General features: G+C 52.2%; 23 protein-coding genes. 5 read left to right on the top strand and 18 right to left on the bottom strand.

Annotated features, from left to right (window positions below; genetic code table 11):
- Positions 1–6 precede the first annotated feature (6 nt).
- From ccoN to HZ996_04540, 3 genes are all read right to left on the bottom strand, one after another.
- Positions 7–2,184 (bottom strand): cytochrome-c oxidase, cbb3-type subunit I, encoded by a 2,178-nt coding sequence (ccoN, locus tag HZ996_04550; GenBank protein ID QTN38445.1) that lies wholly within the window; start codon positions 2,182–2,184, stop codon positions 7–9.
- 3 nt (positions 2,185–2,187) lie between these two features.
- Positions 2,188–2,349, bottom strand: a complete 162-nt coding sequence (gene ccoS, locus HZ996_04545) for a cbb3-type cytochrome oxidase assembly protein CcoS (protein QTN38444.1) — start codon at positions 2,347–2,349, stop codon at positions 2,188–2,190.
- Positions 2,350–2,431: 82 nt separating this feature from the next.
- Positions 2,432–4,846, bottom strand: coding sequence for a heavy metal translocating P-type ATPase metal-binding domain-containing protein (locus HZ996_04540; protein ID QTN38443.1), 2,415 nt, complete (start codon positions 4,844–4,846; stop codon positions 2,432–2,434).
- Positions 4,847–4,947: 101 nt separating this feature from the next.
- Here HZ996_04540 and HZ996_04535 point away from each other — a divergent pair, with 101 nt between their 5' ends.
- Together HZ996_04535 and HZ996_04530 are read left to right on the top strand one after the other, a co-directional pair.
- Positions 4,948–5,643, top strand: a complete 696-nt coding sequence (locus tag HZ996_04535) for a Crp/Fnr family transcriptional regulator (GenBank protein QTN38442.1) — start codon at positions 4,948–4,950, stop codon at positions 5,641–5,643.
- Positions 5,644–5,741: 98 nt separating this feature from the next.
- Positions 5,742–6,431, top strand: a complete 690-nt coding sequence (locus tag HZ996_04530) for a Crp/Fnr family transcriptional regulator (GenBank protein QTN38441.1) — start codon at positions 5,742–5,744, stop codon at positions 6,429–6,431.
- A gap of 1 nt (position 6,432) precedes the next feature.
- On the opposite strand, the gene hflX is transcribed toward HZ996_04530, so the two are convergent.
- The 5 genes from hflX to HZ996_04505 all read right to left on the bottom strand — a co-directional run bounded on the left by hflX (position 6,433) and on the right by HZ996_04505 (position 10,619).
- The gene (hflX, locus tag HZ996_04525) at positions 6,433–7,626 is read right to left on the bottom strand and encodes a GTPase HflX (protein ID QTN38440.1); all 1,194 of its coding nucleotides are present in this window, start codon (positions 7,624–7,626) and stop codon (positions 6,433–6,435) included.
- A complete protein-coding gene (locus HZ996_04520; GenBank protein ID QTN38439.1) occupies positions 7,623–8,057 on the bottom strand; it encodes a hypothetical protein in 435 nt (144 codons plus the stop codon). Before HZ996_04520 ends, hflX begins: the two co-directional genes overlap by 4 nt.
- A 73-nt stretch (positions 8,058–8,130) precedes the next feature.
- Positions 8,131–8,331: a hypothetical protein gene (locus HZ996_04515; GenBank protein ID QTN38438.1), complete on the bottom strand. Its 201-nt coding sequence runs from the start codon at positions 8,329–8,331 to the stop codon at positions 8,131–8,133.
- On the bottom strand, positions 8,328–9,977 hold the full coding sequence (gene pgi, locus HZ996_04510) for a glucose-6-phosphate isomerase (protein QTN38437.1): 1,650 nt from the start codon (positions 9,975–9,977) through the stop codon (positions 8,328–8,330). The genes HZ996_04515 and pgi overlap by 4 nt, the downstream gene beginning before the upstream one ends.
- Before the next feature lie 33 nt (positions 9,978–10,010).
- Positions 10,011–10,619 (bottom strand): NifU family protein, encoded by a 609-nt coding sequence (locus HZ996_04505; GenBank protein ID QTN38436.1) that lies wholly within the window; start codon positions 10,617–10,619, stop codon positions 10,011–10,013.
- Between the two features lie 91 nt (positions 10,620–10,710).
- Here HZ996_04505 and HZ996_04500 point away from each other — a divergent pair, with 91 nt between their 5' ends.
- Complete coding sequence (locus HZ996_04500; protein ID QTN38435.1) at positions 10,711–11,226, top strand: gamma carbonic anhydrase family protein; 516 nt, start codon at positions 10,711–10,713, stop codon at positions 11,224–11,226.
- Here the strand turns inward: HZ996_04500 and murI are convergent, their stop codons facing one another.
- From murI to HZ996_04460, 8 genes are all read right to left on the bottom strand, one after another.
- Positions 11,227–12,024: a glutamate racemase gene (gene murI, locus HZ996_04495; protein ID QTN38434.1), complete on the bottom strand. Its 798-nt coding sequence runs from the start codon at positions 12,022–12,024 to the stop codon at positions 11,227–11,229.
- Between the two features lie 74 nt (positions 12,025–12,098).
- Positions 12,099–12,620, bottom strand: coding sequence for an OmpH family outer membrane protein (locus tag HZ996_04490; GenBank protein ID QTN38433.1), 522 nt, complete (start codon positions 12,618–12,620; stop codon positions 12,099–12,101).
- Between the two features lie 80 nt (positions 12,621–12,700).
- Positions 12,701–13,216, bottom strand: coding sequence for an OmpH family outer membrane protein (locus HZ996_04485; GenBank protein QTN38432.1), 516 nt, complete (start codon positions 13,214–13,216; stop codon positions 12,701–12,703).
- A 5-nt stretch (positions 13,217–13,221) separates the two neighbouring features.
- Positions 13,222–15,705, bottom strand: a complete 2,484-nt coding sequence (gene bamA / locus HZ996_04480; protein QTN38431.1) for an outer membrane protein assembly factor BamA — start codon at positions 15,703–15,705, stop codon at positions 13,222–13,224.
- Positions 15,702–16,451, bottom strand: a complete 750-nt coding sequence (locus HZ996_04475; GenBank protein QTN38430.1) for an isoprenyl transferase — start codon at positions 16,449–16,451, stop codon at positions 15,702–15,704. Before HZ996_04475 ends, bamA begins: the two co-directional genes overlap by 4 nt.
- Before the next feature lie 3 nt (positions 16,452–16,454).
- Complete coding sequence (locus HZ996_04470) at positions 16,455–17,282, bottom strand: outer membrane beta-barrel protein (GenBank protein ID QTN38429.1); 828 nt, start codon at positions 17,280–17,282, stop codon at positions 16,455–16,457.
- A gap of 125 nt (positions 17,283–17,407) precedes the next feature.
- Entirely contained in the window at positions 17,408–18,289 is an 882-nt protein-coding gene (locus HZ996_04465) for an NAD kinase (GenBank protein QTN38428.1), read from the bottom strand.
- Positions 18,290–18,291: 2 nt separating this feature from the next.
- Positions 18,292–18,954 carry a CBS domain-containing protein gene (locus HZ996_04460; protein QTN38427.1) on the bottom strand — a complete coding sequence of 221 codons (663 nt, stop codon included), beginning with the start codon at positions 18,952–18,954 and terminating at the stop codon, positions 18,292–18,294.
- Between the two features lie 72 nt (positions 18,955–19,026).
- Between HZ996_04460 and HZ996_04455 the strand changes: the two genes are divergently transcribed.
- Together HZ996_04455 and HZ996_04450 are read left to right on the top strand one after the other, a co-directional pair.
- Positions 19,027–19,758, top strand: a complete 732-nt coding sequence (locus HZ996_04455) for a pyridoxine 5'-phosphate synthase (GenBank protein ID QTN38426.1) — start codon at positions 19,027–19,029, stop codon at positions 19,756–19,758.
- Positions 19,758–20,525 carry an alpha/beta fold hydrolase gene (locus HZ996_04450; GenBank protein QTN38425.1) on the top strand — a complete coding sequence of 256 codons (768 nt, stop codon included), beginning with the start codon at positions 19,758–19,760 and terminating at the stop codon, positions 20,523–20,525. The genes HZ996_04455 and HZ996_04450 overlap by 1 nt, the downstream gene beginning before the upstream one ends.
- Here the strand turns inward: HZ996_04450 and lipB are convergent.
- Both lipB and HZ996_04440 read right to left on the bottom strand, forming a co-directional pair.
- Entirely contained in the window at positions 20,512–21,213 is a 702-nt protein-coding gene (gene lipB, locus HZ996_04445) for a lipoyl(octanoyl) transferase LipB (GenBank protein QTN38424.1), read from the bottom strand. The genes HZ996_04450 and lipB overlap by 14 nt on opposite strands.
- Positions 21,210–22,199, bottom strand: a complete 990-nt coding sequence (locus HZ996_04440; GenBank protein ID QTN38423.1) for a bifunctional phosphoglucose/phosphomannose isomerase — start codon at positions 22,197–22,199, stop codon at positions 21,210–21,212. Before HZ996_04440 ends, lipB begins: the two co-directional genes overlap by 4 nt.
- Positions 22,200–22,251 lie beyond the last annotated feature (52 nt).

Below are 22,251 nucleotides of genomic sequence, written 5' to 3'. Positions count from 1 at the left end.
GGCGTCTTAGTTTTGGAGTTGTGAAACAGATTTTGGCATTGTTGGGTCCTCTGGTCCCAACCAAACATCATCGCTGCCCTTGATGTCCGTACCCAAGCGCTGCAAGTAGGCAATGAGGGCGATGATCTCGCGATCAGCCGTAATCTCAATATTCGGATCCTTGTTCAGCTCATCGGCAATCTCTTGAGCCTGCATTTCGAGGTATCCCACGGCATTTCCGCGGTACTCATCGCTGTAGGGTACACCGAGTTTCTGCATGGCCTTGATCTTGCCGGCGGTGTTCTTGGTGCTGAGCGAGTTCTCAAACAACCAAGGATACGGAGGCATCAGTGATCCTGGAGACATACTCCGCGGATTCAACATGTGGTTGTAGTGCCAGCTGTGCGGGTACTTACCCCCTTCTCGGTGCAAATCCGGACCAGTCCGCTTGGAACCCCACAAGAATGGGTGATCGTAGACAAATTCCCCAGCCTTGCTGTATTCGCCGTAGCGCTCAGTTTCGGACCGGAACGGACGCACCATTTGTGAGTGACACGCATTACATCCTTCGCGGATATACAAATCGCGACCTTCTAGCTCCAGGGCCGTATACGGGCGCACGGATTCAATGGTCGGAATGTTTTCTTTGACCATGATGGTCGGTACAATTTCCACGACCCCACCAATCAAGATCAAGATGATACTGAGGATCATGAGCTGTACAGGACGACGCTCAATAGCGTGGTGCCAGTACTCGCCTTTCTTCTTCTTATAAGTTGGAGCCAGTGGAGCGGCCTCAGCCTCCTCATTGGCGATTAAGCTACCGGTCTTAACCGTCTTGATGATGTTCCAAGCAATCATCACCATACCGACTAAGTACAGGGTACCACCAAGAGCACGAGTGATGTACATCGGAACGAGTTGAAGTACCGTTTCCAAGAAGTTACCGTACACCAAGGTTCCATCTGGGTTGAAGTCTTTCCACATCAAGCTTTGGGTAAATCCTGCCCAATACATAGGAAGTGCCCAGAAGATGATTCCCATGGTCGCAATCCAGAAGTGGATGTTGGCGGCCTTCTCACTGTACAACTTGGTGTTGAACATACGTGGCATCATCCAATAAAGCATACCGAAGACCAACATACCGTTCCATCCCAAGGTACCGATGTGTACGTGGGCGGGAATCCAATCCGTATAGTGCGCTAAGGCATTCACGTTCTTCAAGGAGAGCATTGGACCTTCAAAGGTGCTCATACCATAGGCGGTAATCGCCACCACGAAGAACTTGAGGATAACATCTTCCCGTACGCGATCCCAAGCTCCGCGGAGCGTCAGGAGTCCATTGATCATCCCTCCCCAGGATGGCGCAATCAACATAATACTAAAGACGGTACCCAGACTTTGCGCCCAATCCGGAAGCGCAGTATAGAGCAAGTGGTGAGGACCAGCCCAGATGTATATGAAGATCAGTGCCCAGAAGTGAATGATGGAAAGTCGGTAGCTGTACACGGGACGGTTCGCCGCCTTTGGCACGAAGTAGTACATCAGCCCCAAGACCGGTGTGGTCAGGAAGAAGGCTACCGCGTTGTGCCCATACCACCATTGAACCAAGGCATCCTGGACCCCGGCATAGACCGAGTAGGACTTTAAGAAGGTCAAGGGCAACTCCAAGTTGTTGAAGATGTGGAGTACGGCTACAGTCACAAAGGTGGCAATGTAGAACCAGATGGCCACGTACAAGTGGCGCTCGCGACGCTTTAAGATGGTCGCAAACATGTTCCAACCAAAAATGACCCAGACCACCGCAATCGCGATATCAATGGGCCATTCCAATTCCGCATATTCTTTACTCGAGCTGATTCCCAAAGGCAAGGTGATTGCTGCAGCAACAATGATCAACTGCCAACCCCAGAAGTGGATGGCGCTGAGTTTATCGGACCACATGCGGGCCTTCAGCAAGCGCTGCAAAGAATAATAAACTCCGGCAAAGATGGCATTCCCCACAAAGGCAAAAATCACCGCATTGGTGTGCAACGGGCGAAGGCGACCAAAGGTCAGCCAGGGAAGATCAAAGGACAGAGATGGGACAAAGAGTTGGAGGGCGATCAGCACCCCGACCAACATACCCACGACCCCCCAAAGCAAGGTGGCGTAGGCGAAGTTGCGAACCGACTTATTGTCGTAATAAAACTTCTCGAGTTCCATAGGTTACGGTTTGGATTGTGATTTCTTCGGTTTGTCAAACAGCATCCGAACGGATGGTGTATAGTCGTCATCATACTGTCCACTCTTCACCGACCAAATGAAGGCACCCAAGAATACCAAGGCGACCAAGAGGCTCACAATGATCAGGATAAACAGTACAGACATAGACTTTAGGTTTACAGATGCGAATTTAGGACGAGCCCATAGGGAGCTTTATGACAAGCGTCAGAGAAAAAGATGACTTTTATCAGCTTTTGTCTGAAGCCCCGCGGGGCGCGGGTTTTTGGCCTACGGCCAGATTCGTTCCCGCTGTGGCAAAGAACACCACAGTGATGCTGCTGAGCGGCATTAATATAGCAGCAACGATCGGACTCAACTGACCCGTCACCGCGAAGTACATACCGACCAAGTTGTAGGCAAAGCTGAGCGCAAAACTCGCATAGATGATGCGCACCGTCTTGCGCGCCCAGTGCAAGAATTCAGGGAACTCTTCCAAAGACTCTGCTGCCAAAATACCGTCGCACGAGGGCGAAAACGTATTGATGTTCTCGCTAAGGCTTACGCCCACATCACTTTGCTGAAGTGCGCCGGCGTCATTCAATCCGTCTCCGATCATCAAAACGCGCGCTCCCTCCTCTTGCTGGCTTCGAACATACTCCAGTTTATCCGTAGGACTTTGCTCAAACAAGAGTGGAACATCCGCTCCGAATATAGCCTTCAATGTTGAAGCTTCGCCCGATCGGTCCCCGGACAACACCTGAAGCTTAAAACGCTCCTTAAGCCTTTGAATGAGTCCACTGACTCCAGGGCGGTATTGATTCTTGATCAAGAAATACCCGAGAAGGCGATCGTCTTCCCGCACATAAACACGGGTTTGATTCGAAGAGCCCGAAGTTTCCGCCCCCACGAATGAAGCACTGCCCAACAGATAGGAATGCCCACCAATGTTCCCCCGAATACCTTTTCCCGTGTGCTCTTCAAACTCGATCACACGTTCACCGCTTCTGCGGTCCAAGTGATCACTGATCAAACGGCTGAGCGGATGATTGCTCTGTCGAAAAAGAGCAGCCATAGAGGCCTCTTGAACTTCCGCCAGCGTATCGCCAATGAACTCCAGTTGGCTGTGCGCACTTTCCGTCAGGGTCCCCGTCTTATCAAAGACCAAGGACGTAAGGCTGGCCAACCGTTCAATGACTTCTGCACTCTTCAAGTAAAAGCCTCGACGCCCGAACAAACGAAGCATATTCCCCAGAGCAAAAGGAGCCGACAAAGCCAAGGCACAGGGGCAGGCCACAATCAATACGGCGGTAAACACATGCAAAGCCGTCCGCTGGTCAATGCCCCACCAATAAAAAGTAGAAACGCCGGCAATCACCAAGACCACCGCCGTGAACCAAGCACTGATTCGGTTGGTCAAATTCTGGAATCGCCCCTCCTTCTCTTTCCGGAAAATATCGTTGTTCCAGAGCTCCGTCAAATAGCTCTGGGAAACAGGCTTCTCAATCGTTAGCTCAATAACGCCCCCTTTCTGGGTTCCACCGGCATAGATGCGCTGTCCTGTTTCATAGGTCACCGGATCCGACTCACCGGTGACAAAACTGTTGTCGATCAGGGCCGTTCCCACGATCAAGCGACTGTCTGCCGGGACCATCTCGCCATGGCGAATCACAATGCGGTCTCCGACCTCCAATTCGTTGATGGCCACCGAGGCTTCCGTTCCACCTCTTAAGCGTGTCACCGCTACGGGGAAATAGGAACGGTAATCGCGCTCAAAGCTCAAGTGTTCATAAGTCTTCGCCTGGAAGACGCGTCCAAGCAGTAGAAAAAAGACCAGCCCGGTCAAGGAGTCAAAATACCCCGGCGCAATCCCCGAAAGTACTTCATAAGAGGAGCGAATAAAGAGCACTGAGATTCCCAAGGCGATCGGAACGTCAATATTGATGTAGCGCTGCCGCAATCCCGACCAAGCACTGCGAAAGTAATCGCGAGCGCTATAGAGGATCACTGGAATCGACAGGATCATCATAATGTAGCGGAAGAATGGAGCGTAACGAGCCAGCCAGACATCCGTTCCGAAATACTCGGGCAGAGCCAAGAGCATAACATTCCCAAAGGCGAACGCCGCGATGCCCAATTGGTATATCAGCGTTCTATTCTGCTTTCGCTCACCTCCATCCAAATCACTCAAATTTATATTGGGCGGATAGCCCAACATCGCCAAAAACTCCGCGACTTGGCTGAGCGATTGCTTCTCCAATTGATAGGTGACCCGGATCTCTTTCTTCGGGAAATTCACTTCGCTGTGCAAAATCCCCGGAGTCAATCGGTCCATGTGCTCCAACAGCCAAATACAGCTGCTGCAATGAATGGCCGGCAAATAAAGGCGAACAACGGCCGTCTGCCCATCCGTAAATTCAAGGAGTCGGTCCTGAATACCCTCGTCGTTCAGATAGTCATAAGACCCTTTGAATGCGCCTTTCGGCGCGATACCACTCAGCTCCTCCAGCTCATAGTAATCGCAGAGGTCATTTTCGCTGAGCAGTTCATACACCGTACGGCAACCGGTACAGCAAAAATGAAGGTCTTGAAGAACGACCTCATCTTCTCGGCACTCGGCCCCGCAATGGGCGCATTCCACAGCTTCCGAAACGGTTTTTGACATCGGTACAAACCTCTGAACAAAAGTCAAGTAGGCATATGATATTGGTCAGGTTTTCTTTGGGGGTTCGCCGGCCCGGTCGTATATTTGATAGCCCTAGAACTATGGAACATTTCGATTGCCAAAACTGCCCAAGCCGCGTTGACTCGCCATTTCACGAGCTTTCAGCCGAAGAACTGAGCAAGCTCGAGAACATCAAATCGTGTACTTTTTTCAAGAAAGGTCAGATCATTTTCCACGAGGGAAATCGACCTGGAGGAATCTATTGCATCCGAAAGGGAAAGGCAAAATTAAGCCGCTTAGGGTCCGATGGAAAAGAACAAATTATCCGATTCGCCAAGGACGGTGAAATCATTGGCTACCGCAGCATTTTGAGCGGCGAAAACCTCTCGGCAACGGTAACCACTCTTGAAGATACTTCGGCCTGCTTTGTGCCCAAGAAAATCTTGTTTGAGAGCATCGAAGGAAATGCCAAATTCTCCCTGCGCATCATGAAGGAAATGTCACGAGAGCTCGGAGAGGCTGGAAAGCTGATCACCAACTTGGCCCAGAAATCCGTTCGGGAACGACTCGCGGAAGTCCTACTCGTACTTCAATCAACTTTTGGGGAGACCGAAGAAGGATTGGTGGACATTTCTCTAACCCGTGAAGAGCTCGCCAATATGGTGGGAACGGCCACGGAGAGCGTGATTCGCCTCTTGAGCGAGTTCAAGGAAGACGAGCTTATCGAGCTCAAAGGGCGCAAGCTGCGCATCCTCAATGCCCCGGAACTCACGCGCATAGGAAAGGTGTACGACTGAGCACCTGAGTGAAACTATTATCATCTTTTCACCTGACGTATGTCATTTAACTCCCTTTGGGGTAGTTCTACATTTGGTTTCGAACCTGAGGTATTATCATGTCGCGGAACCACTGGCAAAATGCATCCCCCTTTTTAGAGGTCTTTGACTGGGCTGACGAGGAGGTCTTTCGTTTCTGCTCCGAGCAAGGACAGGAGCTGGATCTGCAGCCCGGTGATATGCTTTTTCACCTAGACGACGACGTCCGCGGGATCTACTTGATTTGGCACGGCCATCTGAAAACCGTGGTTCCCGGCCCACAAAGCGACACCATTTCAGGCATCCACATTGCCGGGGGTGTTCTCGGTCTATCTGATCTGTTGGGCACAGGGGTTCATACCAAACAGGCCCAGGCACTGAGCGAGGTTAAAGCCATCTTGATCTACAAAGGGGAATTCCTGGCTTCACTGGCTCAAAACCCCAACATCAGCTATGCCTTAATGCGTCAGATGGACGAAGCGCTCAGCGAACTTGAAATGCGAGCCACCAACTTGATCCAGCAGCCAAGCGCACAGCGGCTCGCGGGATCCTTGTTGACCTTGGGCAAGAAGTTCGGCACCGAACCTGATGGACACCTTAGCGTGCGCTTTACGCCGCGGGATTTGGCCAACCTCATCTGCACCACACGCACCACGATTTATCGCCTGCTCAAGCAGTTTGAAGACGAAGGCCTCATCGGAGTGGACGATCACGGCATCAAGCTCATCGCAGAGGAAGGCTTGTTGAAGCGATCCGGCATCACCGTTTAAATCAATATAAATAGGAATTGTAGGGATAGCGCTTGGCGTGAATCTCCTTCACGCGCTCATACATGCGCTCGCGCAAGTCATCGATATTCTCTTTCTCCGTGGCGGAGATGAACATGGACTCCACGTCTTGACGCGCCATCCAGGTCTTGCGCCAGTCTTCCAAGGACCAGTTCTCCTTGGTTTTGGGCGTCAAGTCATCTTCCTCCTTCTCCACATATGAATAAGCATCGATCTTATTGAAGATCATCAGGGTGGGCTTATCGGCCGCCTTGATCTCCGCGATGATCTGGTTCACCGAAGCGATGTGCTCTTCGAAGTTCGGATGACTGATGTCGACCACGTGCATCAAGAGATCGGCTTCGCGCACCTCATCGAGCGTACTTTTAAAGGACTCTACGAGTTGGGTGGGCAGCTTGCGGATGAATCCGACCGTATCGCTCAAAAGGAAGGGGAGGTTGCCAATCACGACCTTTCGGACTGTGGTGTCCAAGGTGGCAAAGAGCTTGTTCTCGGCAAACACGTCCGATTTGGAAAGCAGGTTCATCAGCGTGGACTTGCCGACGTTGGTGTATCCTACTAGGGCGACGCGAACTAGGGCTCCACGATTCTTTCGCTGGGTGGCCATTTGTTTGTCCACCTTCTGCAATTTTTTCTTGAGCAGGGCAATTTTGTCCCGCACAATCCGGCGGTCGGTTTCGATCTCCGTTTCCCCTGGACCCCGAAGACCGATACCCCCGCGCTGACGTTCCAAGTGCGTCCACATCCGGGTCAATCGCGGCAGCAAGTACTCGTACTGGGCCAGCTCCACTTGGGTGCGCGCATAGCTCGTCTGAGCACGTCCAGCAAAGATGTCCAAGATCAGGTTGGTTCGGTCCAAAACTCCTTTCTCCAAGAACTTCTCGATGTTTCGAAGTTGGGAGGGGCTCAATTCGTCGTCAAAGATGGCGAGGTCCACCTTGTTCTTTAGCATGTACTCCTTGACCTCACTGAGTTTTCCCGAGCCAATAAAGGTCTTGGGATTGGGGATATCAATCTTCTGCGTGAAGCGCTTCAAGGTCTCAGCGCCCGCTGTCAGGGTCAGAAATTCGAGTTCATCCAAGTATTCCTTGACCTGAACCTCATCCTGTTCAAAGTTGATGATTCCAATGAGTACGGCCGTACTCGCTCCTTGGGTCTTCCTTCCGGTTTCGATCATTGTATCAAGCTCCACTGATTCCACGGAATGCGGATCAGTACGAGCAACAAGGCAATACCATAACCGATCAGCATCGAACGATACTGTTTCTTCGCTTCCGTCATCTTCTTCGTCCGGCTACGCACCACGGTGATCAGCACAATAGCGATCAACATCGTAGTGAAGTGCTCCACGCCCAAGAGGCGCATGCCCGGTTCGCGCATGATCATGCCCATGTCCCAGCCCCAGCCGCTCATGCGGGTATACCACAAATAGAGACCGATCAACAATTGAAGGTGGGCAAAAATGAGCGTCAAAAGCGTGATGCGCTTGTCGATGGCCCCAAAGGCCTCGCGGTTTCCGCCCATCGCGCCGCGGACAATACCGAAGACGAGGAACAAGAGGACCAATAGTGCGATCGTTGAGTGCAAATGAAGCATTCCAGTATGCATAGCTGAAGGTTTTTATCGGCCCGTAGGGCCATATTCTTTTTATGCGCCTACGGCGCGATGTAAAAGTAAGGACTTAGGCCGACATCAGGCCGCGGGCCACCAAGTAGGGTATTAGGAGGTATAAGATGCTGTCGCGGATCAGATAATAGAGAACGACGATGGCTATGAGCTTCCAGCCGCCCTTCTTGACCACGGCGCGCCAGCCTTCTTCCCGATAGATCTTGGTGTAGGGTCTTAGAAACGGTGGTGTTAATTTATCTCGCCAACTACTCATTCACTCAAATTGGGCCAGCTGCGGTGGGCATATTCAATGAGACCGCGGGTGCTGGCGTCGTGTTCTTTTTGGACCTGAGGGTCTTCCAATTCCGGCAGTATGTTTTTCGCCAGTTGCTTTCCGAGCTCCACACCCCACTGATCGTAGCTGTGGATGTTCCAGATCACCCCTTGGGTAAAGATCTTGTGCTCGTAAAAAGCCACCAGCGCGCCTAGGTGGAAAGGCGTTAGTTCCTTCAAAACGATGCTGGAAGTCGGAATGTTCCCGGGAAATTCCTTGAAGGGCACCAATTTTTCCAAAGCGTCTCCTTCCAGTCCTGCGGCAGTCAATTCGGCCCGTACTTCAGACTCGGTTTTGCCCTTCATCATGGCCTCGGTTTGGGCCAAGAAATTCGCCCACAACTTGCGGTGGTGGTCCTTCTCTCCGTGTCCGGGCTTGACGGCTGCAATAAAGTCGCAGAAGATGAGCTGGGTTCCTTGATGAATGAGCTGGAAAAAGGCGTGTTGCCCATTGGTTCCCGGTTCTCCCCAGACCACCGCTCCTGTGCGGTAGTTCACTTCATTGCCCTGCTTGTCGACGCGCTTACCGTTGCTTTCCATATCGGCCTGCTGGAGATAGGGAGCTAGTTTTTCCAAACGCTGATCGTAAGCGATGATGGCCTGTGTTCGGGCGCCCCAGAAATTCTGGTACCACACCCCGAGCATGGCCATGAGGACGGGAATATTCTTTTCAAACGGCGTGTCCCGGAAATGCTCATCGGCCGCCTCGGCTCCGGCCAAAAGCTCGCGGAAGTTCTTGCTTCCGATGCTGATGGCGGCACTGAGTCCGATGGAACTCCAAAGGCTGTATCGGCCCCCGACCCACTCCCAAAAGGGGAACATGTTCTCGGCGGCAATACCGAATTCACCCACTCCAGCAGCATTGGTGCTCAAGGCGGCAAAGTGCTTGGGAATATCGGCCTCTTGGGCCTCGGAGAGGAACCATCGACGTGCCGTATGGGCGTTGGTCATGGTCTCTTGGGTGGTGAAGGTCTTGCTGGCAATGAGGAAGAGGGTGGTATCGGGCCGTAGGCCCTGAAGGACTTCGGTAATGTCCGCTCCGTCGACGTTGGCCACGTAGTGCACGTTCAGGTGCTCGGGCTGCAGGTCTTGAAGGGCGCGGGTCACCATTCGGGGCCCCAAATCACTTCCGCCAATGCCGATGTTCACCACATCGGTGATGCGCTTACCAGTATACCCCTTCCACTCCCCTTCGCGAATGCGATCGGCGAAGTCCAAGAAGGCATCGCGCACCTGGGCCACCTCATCCATCACCTCGGCGCCGTCGACCTGGTAGGCCGTTCGGGTGCTGCGCAGGGCCATGTGCATGACCGCTCTGTGCTCGGTGGCGTTGATCTTGGCTCCGGCAAAAAGCGCGGCACGGCGCTCTTCCAAGCCCATTTCATGGGCCAGGTCCATGAGGCTTTTGAAGGCCTCAGCGTCGATGCGGTGCTTGCTGTAGTCAAAGAGAATGTCCCCGTTCCAATCCACACTGAAGCGTTGGAAACGGTCGGGATCTTGTGCAAAATGCTCGCGCATGTGGACATCCACGAGGCGATGTTGGTGTTCAGCAAGCTTCTCCCAGGCGTGGGCTTCAGTAGGTTTCATGGTTTTCGAGGTTCGGTTAGGGGTCGCGGTGAGTTAGGCGTTCTCTGCCACGACTTCGTTGATCTGACCGGGCAGCATTTGCTTGAGCATGGTCTCGATTCCGTTCTTCAAGGTAATGGTGCTCGACGGACATCCGCTGCACGCACCTTGCAAGATTACATGAACTTGACCAGCATCGTATTTCTTAAACTTTATGTTTCCGCCGTCTTGTGCCACGGCGGGCTTAACATACTCGTCCAAGATCTCAACGATCTTCTTGTCAATGCCTTCCAGCGGCTCAATCGGTTGGGCCAATTCGGCTGCTGTTGCGGAGCTGGTGGCCGTGTTCACCGGAGCGCTCAACACGGGCTCCCCGCTTTGGAGGTAGTCGCGAATGAACTCGCGAATCTCCAAGGTCACTTCTTCCCAATCGACAATGTCAAACTTGGTGACACTGACGTAGTTCTCGGTGATGAACACTTCCTTCACAAAAGGAAAGTGGAACAAGCGAGAGGCCAAAGGCGAGGGCTTCGCTTCTTCAATATTCTTGAATTCGAGGATCTGATCTCCTTCGACCAATGGCTTATTCGCCACGAACTTGAGGACGGCCGGATTCGGAGTCATTTCCGCATAAACGGTATAGGGTAGTTTTTGCTCTGACATTACTTCGTTACTTGAGGAATTGCAAAAGTACGGCTAAAGGGCCGCACAGCAAAAACAGCCTTCTTACCTTTAGGTTCTAAATCATCGGCCCATGGCACTAATTATTCCTGTACGCGACATTCATCCCCAATACGGCGAAGATTGCTGGTTCGCCGAGAATTCCACCATCACCGGTGAAGTGACTATGGGTAATGAATGCTCGGTCTGGTTCAACGCGGTCATCCGCGGAGATGTCCACTACATCAAAATGGGCCATCGGGTCAACGTTCAAGACGGGGCAGTCATTCACGCCACCTACCAGAAATCCCCCACCAACATCGGCAACAACGTGAGCATCGGGCACAACGCCTTGGTGCACGGCTGCACCATCCACGACAATGTGCTCATTGGAATGGGCGCCATTGTGATGGACGATTGCGTTGTAGAAAGCGGCAGCATCATCGCCGCCGGAGCCGTCGTCCTGGAAGGCACACACGTCAAAGCCGGCTCCATTTACGCCGGAGTACCCGCCAAAAAAGTCAAGGACGTCAGCGAAGAACTCGTCCGCGGACAAATCGACCGAATTGCTGAAAGCTATGTGATGTATTCGGGGTGGTATAAGAAGTGATCAGCCGAGCTTCTTCTCCTCAAGCCTTATCCGCTCTCCAAAAAAGGCCCGAGCACTTTGCTCAAAACTGGCGGTGTATTCACTGACCAAAAAGTGGTCCGCACCGAGGTGTTCCGGTGATAAGCCGTCCACCCCTCCCAGCACTCTTTTGACCTCGAGGGCCACGATGCGGGCGGAATTCAGGATGCTCACACGTCCAGCATAAAATTCATCGATTTCCGCTTCGATCAACGGATAATGGGTGCAGCCCAAGATGAGCTGATTGACGGTCTTCAAGGAAGGGTCGTCCAGGTACTTGTCCAGGACAGTTCGCGAAATCTGGTTGTGGTAGAAGCCTTCTTCAATCATGTGGGCCAATAAGGGAGTTGCCACGGAGTGGACCTCGAGGGCCGGATGACGCTCGCGGAGCTTATCGGTGTACACGCCGCTTCGGATCGTGGTGCGGGTGCCAATTACGCCGACAACCTGTCCAGGGATGTCCTGAACGGCATCGACCACGGGATCAATAACGTTGAAGACGGGCAGCTGTGGGTGCTGGGCTTTGACCGCTTCGTAGGCAACCGCTGAGGCCGTGTTGCAGGCAATGACGATGGCCTTGCAGGGGTATTCGGCCAAAAAGCGGGCGATAGCCAGGGAATAGTCGCGGACATCGTGCGGGGGTTTTTCTCCGTAGGGCAAATGAACGGTATCGCCGAAGTAGATCAGGGATTCGTTTGGAAGCTCCGCACGCAATGCGCTAGCTACGGTGAGTCCACCGATACCGGAGTCAAAGATGCCAATGGGTAAATCCGCGTTCATGGTGAGCTAAAATAAGAAATCCCGCCTGGGGCGGGATCTCGAGCATCGGCCCGTAGGGCCAAAATCTTTAATGCTTACTGAATGCCGAGCTTGGCTTTCACTGCAGGCATAATGTCGTTTCCGCCCTCGTTGTAGATGACGTTTCCTTTGCTGTTAGAGCTGTCGAGGATGTATGAGAACCCACCTTCGGTAGCCGCTTCCGTGATTGCGTTTTGTGCTTTCTCCAAAACCGGAGTCAAAAGCTCAATCTCTTTCGCTTGAAGATCCTGTTGTGCCTTCACTTGGTACTCCTGGATACGCTGATCGAGGTCTTGGATTTCTTTGTACTTGGTCTCTTTAGAGAGCTCAGTCATCACCGCTTCGTTTGCGCGGAAGTTGTTGACCTTGGTTTGCAATTCCGTCTGCATGTCGGTCAAGTCGGTCTCCAAAGACTGTGCGTAGGCTTGAAGCGCTGTTTCTGCTTCTTTGGTTTCTGGCATCAAGGAGATCAACTCATCAACGTTGATGTGTCCGATCTTAGAGTCTTGTGCTTGGGCAGCCACAGTTCCCACCATCATCAAAAGGCCCAAAGCCAAAGTTTTCATTGCCGTTTTCATCTGTTCTATCTGTAAGTGATTGATTCTAAATTATGAAGCGGTGCAAAGAAAACCGTTTTTTCCTGCATCCGCAAGGGTTTTTAGTAGCCGTAGCCCAAATCGTCGAGGATTCGGTCGCTCAAGTCGTACTTGGGGTCCGCGAAGATCATGCGCAGTTCACTGCTGCGGTCAAAGATCACCGCGTAGTTACCGCGTTCAGCCAAGGCCTGAATGGCGTTGTAAATCTGATCCTGTATAGGCTTGATGAGCTCTAGACGCTTGTTGAACAAGTCTCCCTGCGGCCCAAAGCGCTTTTGCTGGAGCTCCTTAGCTTCCTTCTCCTTGCGGAGGATTTCCTGCTCGCGTGCTTCCTTCATTTGATCGGTCAAGAGGATCTTCTCCATTTTATACGCCTCATAAAGGCGGTCGATCTCCCCGTACTTCTCTTCGATCTCTTTTTGCCACTTGGCGCTCAAATCATTGAGCTGGGTCTGTGCCTGATCGTAATCAGGAATATTCTGCAAGATGTACTTGGTATCTACGTAACCGAATTTTTGCGCATAGGCGCTGGTTGACATCAGCCCGAGGGCCAAAAGCAATACCCAAATCTTTTTCATGTGCTTTAGAATTGTTGTCCTAAAATAAAGTGTGTCTGCCATCCGGAAGGAATGCCGAACGGTCCGCCGAGTGGGTCGTATCCGTATCCGAAGTCAACCCCAAGCATACCGAACATCGGCATGAAGATCCGCACACCAAAACCCATCGCGCGTTTGATGTCGAAAGGTTTGAACTGGCGGAAGTCCCCCCATGCATTACCTCCTTCTGCAAACAGCAGGCCATAAATGGTGGAGTTGGGGTTCAGGGTTAGTGGATAGCGAAGTTCCGCGGTGAACTTGTCGTAGATCACCCCGCCGCCAATCGGCGATACGGAGTTGTTCGGATAACCGCGCAAACCAATCACTTCACGACCATCCAAGACGAATCCCTGTAGTCCGTCTCCTCCGACGTAGAAGCGCTCAAATGGAGAGTATCCCCATTCGCGGTTGTACTGTCCCAAGAATCCAAATTGGACCTGGGTTTTAAAGACGAGGTCGCCAATGATTCGGGTGTACCAAGACGCATCGATTTTCCACTTGTGGTACTCGATGAATTTGTACTTCACCTCTGGCTCCACCGTGCCCCAATCTTCGTCGATCAAGAGCGAGAATGGCGGAGTAATCTGGGCGGTAATGGCGAAGTTGGATCCGCGACGTGGGTAGATCGGCTGATCCACAGAGCTGCGACCTAAAATGATCTTCAGGTTCAAGTTGTAGGACTGGCCATCGGTATAGCCCAGGGCAAATAAGTTCTGGTAATTGAAAAGGTTGTAGCGCTGGAGGTTCACCCCTGTGTAAAGGGTGAAGTAGTCATCTGGCCACTTCAAACGACGGCCAATTCCAATACCGACACCCGTGATTGAAAGCTCTTGACGAAGGGGGTCATCCTTGGGACGCCCTGTTGGGTTTTGTACGGAATGGTAGAAGCTCACCGTAAGGGAGTTCGGTTTCTTTCCTCCCAACCAAGGCTCAGTAAAGCTGGCGTTGTAGGACTGGAAGAATCGTCCGTTGGACTGTGCCCGTAGGCTGATGCGCTGGCCGTCTCCTTGGGGAAGCGGATTCCATCCGTTCTCGGCAAACATCTGCTTGGTGCTGAAGTTGTCGAAGGTCACCCCAAAGGTTCCCACAACCCGTCCGGCACCCCATCCTCCTTGAAGCTCAATTTGGCTGGTTGAACGCTCTACTACGTTGTACTCGATGTCCACCATCCCCGTCTCGGGATCAGGCTTCGGTGTCGGCACAATCTGCTCCGGATCAAAGTATCCTAAGTTGGCCAGCTCTCGCGTAGTCCGCATCACATCCGTACGACTGAACAACTGACCCGGCTTAGTGCGGATCTCCCGCATGATCACGTGGTCATTGGTCCGCGTATTTCCGGTGACGTAAACTCGGTTGATGCGCGCAGGCTGCCCTTCGCGAATCCGCATTTCAATATCGATGGAATCGTTCTCCGCATAGATTTCGACCGGGCGGATATCAAAGAACAGGTGTCCTTGATCCATGTACATGGACGTCACGTCGTTCCCGTCAACCGAACCGTAAAGACGTCCGTCCAAACGACCTTGGTCGTAGACGTCTCCCTTTTCAACATCGAGAACCTTGGAAAGCTCCGCATTCGTGTACTTGGTGTTTCCGAGCCAAGAGATGTTTCGGAAGTAGTACTGACTTCCCTCATCGATCCAGATCTCCAAACGGACGGTGGCGTCTGTGTACTTGTAGAGCGAATCTTTGACCACGTAGGCATCGCGATACCCCAGCGTGTTGTAGTAACCCACAATCTTCTGCAAGTCATCGCGGTACTCGTCTTCCAGATACTTCGAAGACTTGAAAATACGGGCAATTCCCATCTGCTTCGTGTCCTTCATGGTCCGGCGCAGTTTGACGGACTCGACCTGCTCGTTACCGTGGAATATGATCTCTTCAATCTTTACCCGTGACCCTTTGTCAATGGCAATGTCCAAGATCATTCCATTGGCTTCATTCGGATCGGGCTTCGAATCAATCTGGATATTCGCGTTCAAATATCCCTTCTCGATGTAGTAGTTCTCCAAGCGGTTCTTGGTGCTGACAATCAAGTTGTCATTGACCACTTTCCCACGGTTCAGCTGAATGAGGTCCCGCAAGTCATCAATGCGCGACTTCTTCACTCCCGTAAAGGAGAACTTCGAGAGCCGCGGCAATTCTTTGAGGTAAATCTCCAGGATGACCACGTCATCCCCAATACGTTCTTTGATGGAAATGGCAATCTCGTCGAAGAGCTTCTGATCCCAGAGCTTCTCAATCGCCTTGGTGATCTTGGTGCCCGGAATATCAATGCGATCCCCAACCTGCAGTCCACTCAAAAGGACCACCACATTTTTGTCGAGGTTTTCACTTCCGGCCAGCTCAATACCGCCGATTTCATAATTTCTTGGGGTAGCGTATTCCACGCCCGTTTGCGCCTCAACGGCGCGATGCGTGAACAACGTCAAGCCAATCAACAACAGTACCTTACTCCACAATCCCTTCACAGTCGTTCTTGAATTTGCTCGCTCGTTTTACCGAAGCGGCGCTCGCGTTTTTGAAAATCTAAGATGGCCATGTACAAATCCTCGCGGCGAAAATCCGGCCACAGGGTTGGGGTGAAGTACAGTTCCGTGTAGGCAATCTGCCAAAGCAAGAAGTTGCTGATCCGCGTTTCCCCACTGGTCCGAATCAGGAGCTCCGGATCGGGAATGCCCGCCGTACTCAAGTGGTTCGAAATACAGGACTCATCAATCTCATCCGGCATCAAATCACCTTTGGCCACAGCTTCGGCCATCTTCTTGGCTGCCTCTATCATTTCCCAACGCGCACTGTAGCTCAAGGCCAGAACCAAGTCCATATGCCCGTTCATGGCTGTTTTGTCCATGACTTCCTGAAGCTCTCGGCGGCCGTCGGGCGGCAAAGCGTCCAAGTCGCCAATGGCGCGAAGGCGAATATTGTTTTCCGTGAGGGTGTGGAGCTCCTTTCTCAAGGTCGAGATCAGCAAGCTCATCAAGGCATCCACCTCACTTTTAGGTCGGTTCCAATTCTCTGTGCTGAAGGCGTAAAGCGTCAGGGCCTTAACGTTCAACTCCGCACAGGCTTCTACCGTATCGCGCACGGCCTTAACCCCGTTCTGATGGCCAAAGACACGCATCATCCCTTTTTTGCGTGCCCAGCGTCCGTTCCCGTCCATAATGACGGCAACATGCTGCGGTATGCGTTCAGGGTTAATTTGTTCTTTCAGGCCCATAGGTTAATCGTCAAAGTCGTGACAGCGCTCCGGGTTATCAAAAATCTTAAAACTCATCGAGATGGCCGAGATAAAGTACCAATCATTGGTCTCTCGGTTTCCTCGAAGATAAAAAGTATTGTCCTCTCCAGCGGCCCGATTGATGCTTCGATCGCTCAAGGCCCCAGCCACAGCTCCATTGATGGCAGCCAATTGCGTGGGATCTACATATCGGCCACTCACATCGTCCAGGTAATCCGTGTAGGTTCTTCGTGCTCCGAATTCAACCGCCACCGCGAATCGACGGCCAATATTGGCTTTATACCCCAATCCAAAGGGCACGCTAAAGCTCCACTGATTGTACGTGTCGAGGTCCGGCGCCAGGTTGGTTCCTTGACCCTCGGTGTTCAAGGGCTGAAGATCCCACCAGGTGTCCTGGTACAGTGCCTGAGGTTTAAAAGTGAAAAAGCCGAGTCCGGCGAAGACGTAAAGGCTGTGTTTTTTGGGAACTCCGATGATGTAGGGCCAAAAATTGAGCTCCAAACGCGCATCGGCTTCGAAAATACTCGAACGGAAACTCAAGTTTCGGTTCACGCGATAAGGCACCACGCTCAGGGAATCCGCGGCTTGAACACCGGCAAATCCCACCCCTGTTCTAAGGGCCAAATGGTCGTTAAAATTGAAGCGGATAAAACCTCCAAAGGCCAGATCTTCAGGCATATAGAAGCTTTCGATGATGCCGACATCACCGTAGTACTGTGACCCACCAATCCACAAGCCAACCTCAGGGCTTTGCGCCCTTAGGGAACCCGCGGTAACCACCATCAACATCAACATTGCGATTCTACGCATGAACAACACCTTTTCGGTCCTCAACGAAAACGCCCAATAGCTGAAATTATTGGGCATTTCTTAGGAGGCTGCAAATATAGTGAATCAAAGGCCTCTAGCCCAAGAGGATGGGATTTTGACCAGGCTTAATTTCGCTTGTCAATGCCCCACATTAATTTGTTCCGAAGGGTCTCGGAAAAAGTCTGCCCTTCAAAGCGCACCAAATGGATGTCGAAATTGGCTCGTTTCACGATCAATTCATCGTTTGACGTGATGCTCCGAACGCGTGAATCCAAGGACACCAAATGCTCTTCGCTTCGGCCCTCGACGCGGATCCGAAGCTCCACTTGATCACTCAGCACAAATGGCCGAACCGTCAGGTTGTGCGGGGCAATAGGCGTTAGAACGAAGTTTCGCGAGCCCGGCATAATGATGGGGCCGCCACAACTCAAAGAGTACCCTGTAGAGCCCGTAGGTGTAGAAATGATGAGCCCGTCACACCAGTATGAATTCAAGAGCTGGTCTTTCAAATAGACGTGAACGGTAATCATGGCGGTGGTATCCTTTCGGCTCACCGTCAACTCGTTCAATGCGAAGTTCATGCCCTCAAAAAGGTCGCGCTGGGTATCCAAGCGAATGACGCTGCGCGGTTCTTTCTCGTATTGACCTGTGGTCAAAAGTTCGATAGCCTTGCGGATGTCTTCTCGAGCGATATTGGCCAAAAAGCCCAGTCGCCCAAAGTTCACCCCCATTATCGGAACACCGCTATTCACGACCAGCATGGTACTGTCCAAGAGGGTCCCGTCTCCCCCAAGGGAAATAAGAACATCTACCTCCTTGCGCATCATGTCAAAGTGATCTTGGAAGGTATCGTCAAAAATGTCCGCAGACCAATACTGGGTATTGCGCTCGACAAAACGGAAATACGCAATCAGTTCACAGCCCGAGGCCTTCAGGCACTCGAACAGCTCTTCCGCGAACTTCAGATGTTCGCTCTTAATCTCTTTCCCGTAAATCCCGACCCGCATACTTACATGTTCAAGTAATTCATGAAGAGCCCAAAGCGTCGCTTCATTTCATCCGAATCGTCGTTCTCGTGGTAGGTGGCCGTGATTCGGTACTCATACCTTTCAAAGGTCTGAATCACCGCGGCCAAATCGGTCCGATTGATCTTCAACGTGACCTCCATCTTGGTACTGTCCGCGTGCTTGCTCACGTATACGCTCAAAATCTTGGCGTCGTTTGACTCGACGATCTGTGCGATCTCCGAAAGGCTGTAATCGTTCTGATTGATCTCCAGAATCAACAATCCCCCGGGCTCTTGAGCCGCAGTGAGTTCGCTCATGCACTCGATCAAATTCATGGAGGTGATATAACCCGCATACCGGTTTTGACGATCAACCACCGGAAGGAGGGTCACAGACATTTCGCCCATCAAATCCAGAGCGCGAAAGCAATGATCATCCGTGTTGACAAAGACCTGAGTGAGCGGAACTTCTTGTTCGGCCAATGACCCTTCGGGTCGATGCATGTCCAGCAAATCCAACTCGCGAACCAGACCGACCAGCATGCCATCCTCCACCACGGGAAGATGCTCCACCTTGAATTCATCCATGATGCCCAAGGCGTATAATCCGGAGTCCGATCGAGTGATCGGTTCGATCTCATTTTGTAAGACTTGTTTGCTAAGCATGACCGCAGGTTCTGTCTAAAACAAACATAACCTTTTTAACTTTGTTGCCTTCACTGCACTTCCATTTTAGCCATGGCTCATTCCACTCTTCTCAGCGTCAACATCAACAAGGTAGCCACCCTGCGAAATGCCCGTGGGGGAAAGGTCCCCAACTTACTTCAAGTCGCCCTTGACGCCGAGCGTTTTGGCGCCCAAGGCATCACCGTCCACCCTCGGCCCGATGAACGTCACATCCGCTACAGCGATGTCCGGGAACTCAAGCCCGAGTTGACCACGGAATTCAACGTCGAAGGCTATCCAGGCCCCGATTTTATGGAACTGGTCTTCGAAGTCAATCCAGCGCAAGTAACCCTCGTACCCGATCCGCCCGAGGCCCTGACCTCCAACGCCGGTTGGGACACCCGTGAGAAAGGCGACTTCCTCAAAGGAATCATCACTCACCTCAAGGCCCGAGGCATCCGAACCTCCATCTTTTTGGAGCCCGACCCCACCCTCATCGAATCGGCGGTGGCCACGGGAACAGACCGTATTGAATTGTACACCGAAGACTATGCCGTGGGCTTTGCCGCCGGACAAAAGGAAGAGGCCATTGCCCCTTATATCGCCACGGCGGAAGCGGCGAATGCCGCTGGACTAGGGATCAATGCCGGACACGATTTGGACTTGAAAAACCTCAACTACTTCGCCACGAATATCCCCGGTCTATTGGAAGTGTCCATCGGCCATGCCCTGATCAGCGATGCGCTGTATTATGGCTTGGAGAACACTATTCAAATGTATCGCCTCCAACTCTCCGAACTCTGATGAAACTGCACTCCCTCATTCAAGGCCAGGGCGAACCCTTGGTGATCCTGCACGGCCTTTTTGGCATGTTGGACAATTGGAAAACACTCGCCGGTCAATTCGCGGAGCATTTTGAAGTGCACCTTGTGGATCAGCGCAACCACGGCCGCTCCCCCCACAGTGAGGAGCACAGCTATACGGCCATGTCCGAAGATTTACTGGAGTATTTCGAAGATCACGGAATTGAGCGCGGTCACGTCATGGGGCACTCCATGGGCGGAAAAACGGCCATGCGCTTTGCTCTGGATAACCCCGACCGGGTGGATCGGCTCATCGTCGTGGACATTGGTCCTCAGTTCTACCCCATTCACCACCGTGAAATTCTAGACGCCTTGTTGAGTGTGGACTTGGATCAGGTGACATCGCGCCGTGAGGCGCAAAACCAATTGGCGCAAGGCATTCCCGAACCGGGTGTTCAGCAGTTCTTGCTCAAGAATCTCTATTGGATTGAGAAGGAGCGTTTGGCGTGGCGGTTTAATTTGCACGGCCTGAACGACCAGATTGGAAACGTGGGTGAAGCGCTTGGAAACGGCGAGGTATACGAAGGACCAACGCTCTTTATTGCCGGCGGCGAAAGCGACTACATCAATGCGGGAACTTTTGCCCACATTCAAGAGCACTTTACTTCGGCTGAAGTGGAAACGGTGGACGGGGCGGGCCACTGGGTGCACGCCCAAAAGCCGATGGAATTGCGGGACTTGGTGTTGGGCTACCTCACGCGTACTTGAGGTCAAAGACCTCGGCAAAAGCCTCTTTCACTTCCTGCTTGACTTTGGCGTAATCCAGGGTGCGCCCGACTTCAACATCTAGAGAGGTCACCGCCTTGTCCGTGATTCCACACGGCACGATGTATCCGAAATACTCCAGATTACTGTTGACGTTGAAGGCCAAGCCATGCATCGTGACCCAGCGTGAAGCCTTAATTCCCATCGCGCAGATCTTGCGGGCGCGATCCGTGCCTACATCGAGCCATACACCGGTCTCCCCAGGCGAGCGCTGGCCCTCGAGGCCATACTTTTCGAGGACCTTGATGATGACGTCCTCCAAGAACCTCAGGTACTTGTGGATGTCCGTGAAAAAGTAGTCTAAATCGAAAATGGGATAGGCCACAATTTGCCCCGGTCCGTGGTAGGTAATGTCACCCCCGCGGTTGATTGGGAAGTAGGTCGCTCCAATTTCTTTGAGCTTCTCCTCATTGATGAGTAAGTTCGCCATATCACCGCTCTTTCCGAGGGTGTACACGTGCGGATGCTCGCAAAACAGTAAGTAATTCCGGGTTTTCGGCCGCTCCTCCTCCGGGAGTTTGCGGTTGTCGAATTTCATCTGCACAGTGCCATCAAACAGACGTTGCTGATAGTCCCATGCCTTTTTATACTCGATGACCCCCAGATCCTGGAAATGGGTCGTTACGCTCATGCTTTAAATTTCGCCAGTTCGCTTTTTAGATAATCGATCACTTCGATTTCCATGACATCAACGTCATTCAGCTCAGAAAGATCATAGCTGGCCCAATCCCCAAGGTGAATCAAATACAAGGCTCGCTCAATGTCGTTTCCACCCTTGCTCCAAACCTCACGAACATGCGGCGTGTAGCGCTCGACAATCTCTTTATTGATGTCCATGCGCTTTTGTACACGAGCATCATCGCTCTCGTTCCGGAAAAAGACAACGGCCATATGATCGCCGCCTCCAGCCCATCCGACCAGCTCATTGTGGTTCATCTCCGGGACCATTCCCGTGTAACCAACCATCTTCGAATTCTCGTTGAACTGTTGACGGAAACGGACCGCCACTCCTTCGAAGCCATCTCCGGCATAAACCACCGGCATCTTATTCTGTAGGAAACCCGCAAGCTCAGTGCCTGCGGCACGAAGAGTGGCTCCTTCCTCCTCCAATAGCTGAATGCTGTGGCTCACCTCGTTCATGACTTCACCATCGACCAATCCGTAGTGGCTGAGGTACTTCAGCAGCTGAACAAAACTGTATCCAAACATGGATCTGGGCGGATTTCCGCCTGGAACCACAATGTGATTGCAGCCTTTCTCTTGAGCGTATTCCAGCGCTTGACCACCCGAAGTGATGATGCCAATTTCAGCACCGGCAGCATCCGCATGCGACAAGGCACTTAGGGTCTCTTCAGTATTCCCGCTGTAGGTGCTCACCAAAACCAAGGTGTAGGGATTGACAAAAGCGGGCAAACTGTAGCCCTTATTGACCACGATGGGCACCTTGCAGCGCGAGGCCATCAGCTCGGAGACGATGGTTCCTCCAATACCCGATCCGCCAAGGCCGGTGATGACCACTTGACGGATTTCACGAGCAGCAGGTTTCAAACTGGCTTGCTGTGCAATGTGCAAGCCATCAGCTAGGTGTTGTGGAAAGTCTTGAATCAGTTGCTTCATATGGCTAAGGTAACAAAAGAGTCGGTCGCTTTTTAGTACTTTTGCCCTTCAA

The organism is Cryomorphaceae bacterium, from assembly GCA_017798125.1.
Classification (GTDB): Bacteria; Bacteroidota; Bacteroidia; order Flavobacteriales; family ECT2AJA-044; genus ECT2AJA-044.
Note: the sequence above shows the minus strand (reverse complement) of the source record. Positions and strands in the feature narration are given on the sequence as shown.

What these genes read in the sequence shown, in the direction of transcription:
- ccoN (QTN38445.1), bottom strand. Translation starts at nt 2,184, where the DNA reads ATGGAACTCGAGAAGTTTTATTACGACAATAAGTCGGTTCGCAACTTC.
- ccoS (QTN38444.1), bottom strand. Translation starts at nt 2,349, where the DNA reads ATGTCTGTACTGTTTATCCTGATCATTGTGAGCCTCTTGGTCGCCTTG.
- HZ996_04540 (QTN38443.1), bottom strand. Translation starts at nt 4,846, where the DNA reads ATGTCAAAAACCGTTTCGGAAGCTGTGGAATGCGCCCATTGCGGGGCC.
- HZ996_04535 (QTN38442.1), top strand. Translation starts at nt 4,948, where the DNA reads ATGGAACATTTCGATTGCCAAAACTGCCCAAGCCGCGTTGACTCGCCA.
- HZ996_04530 (QTN38441.1), top strand. Translation starts at nt 5,742, where the DNA reads ATGTCGCGGAACCACTGGCAAAATGCATCCCCCTTTTTAGAGGTCTTT.
- hflX (QTN38440.1), bottom strand. Translation starts at nt 7,626, where the DNA reads ATGATCGAAACCGGAAGGAAGACCCAAGGAGCGAGTACGGCCGTACTC.
- HZ996_04520 (QTN38439.1), bottom strand. Translation starts at nt 8,057, where the DNA reads ATGCATACTGGAATGCTTCATTTGCACTCAACGATCGCACTATTGGTC.
- HZ996_04515 (QTN38438.1), bottom strand. Translation starts at nt 8,331, where the DNA reads ATGAGTAGTTGGCGAGATAAATTAACACCACCGTTTCTAAGACCCTAC.
- pgi (QTN38437.1), bottom strand. Translation starts at nt 9,977, where the DNA reads ATGAAACCTACTGAAGCCCACGCCTGGGAGAAGCTTGCTGAACACCAA.
- HZ996_04505 (QTN38436.1), bottom strand. Translation starts at nt 10,619, where the DNA reads ATGTCAGAGCAAAAACTACCCTATACCGTTTATGCGGAAATGACTCCG.
- HZ996_04500 (QTN38435.1), top strand. Translation starts at nt 10,711, where the DNA reads ATGGCACTAATTATTCCTGTACGCGACATTCATCCCCAATACGGCGAA.
- murI (QTN38434.1), bottom strand. Translation starts at nt 12,024, where the DNA reads ATGAACGCGGATTTACCCATTGGCATCTTTGACTCCGGTATCGGTGGA.
- HZ996_04490 (QTN38433.1), bottom strand. Translation starts at nt 12,620, where the DNA reads ATGAAAACGGCAATGAAAACTTTGGCTTTGGGCCTTTTGATGATGGTG.
- HZ996_04485 (QTN38432.1), bottom strand. Translation starts at nt 13,216, where the DNA reads ATGAAAAAGATTTGGGTATTGCTTTTGGCCCTCGGGCTGATGTCAACC.
- HZ996_04475 (QTN38430.1), bottom strand. Translation starts at nt 16,451, where the DNA reads ATGGGCCTGAAAGAACAAATTAACCCTGAACGCATACCGCAGCATGTT.
- HZ996_04470 (QTN38429.1), bottom strand. Translation starts at nt 17,282, where the DNA reads ATGCGTAGAATCGCAATGTTGATGTTGATGGTGGTTACCGCGGGTTCC.
- HZ996_04465 (QTN38428.1), bottom strand. Translation starts at nt 18,289, where the DNA reads ATGCGGGTCGGGATTTACGGGAAAGAGATTAAGAGCGAACATCTGAAG.
- HZ996_04460 (QTN38427.1), bottom strand. Translation starts at nt 18,954, where the DNA reads ATGCTTAGCAAACAAGTCTTACAAAATGAGATCGAACCGATCACTCGA.
- HZ996_04455 (QTN38426.1), top strand. Translation starts at nt 19,027, where the DNA reads ATGGCTCATTCCACTCTTCTCAGCGTCAACATCAACAAGGTAGCCACC.
- HZ996_04450 (QTN38425.1), top strand. Translation starts at nt 19,758, where the DNA reads ATGAAACTGCACTCCCTCATTCAAGGCCAGGGCGAACCCTTGGTGATC.
- lipB (QTN38424.1), bottom strand. Translation starts at nt 21,213, where the DNA reads ATGAGCGTAACGACCCATTTCCAGGATCTGGGGGTCATCGAGTATAAA.
- HZ996_04440 (QTN38423.1), bottom strand. Translation starts at nt 22,199, where the DNA reads ATGAAGCAACTGATTCAAGACTTTCCACAACACCTAGCTGATGGCTTG.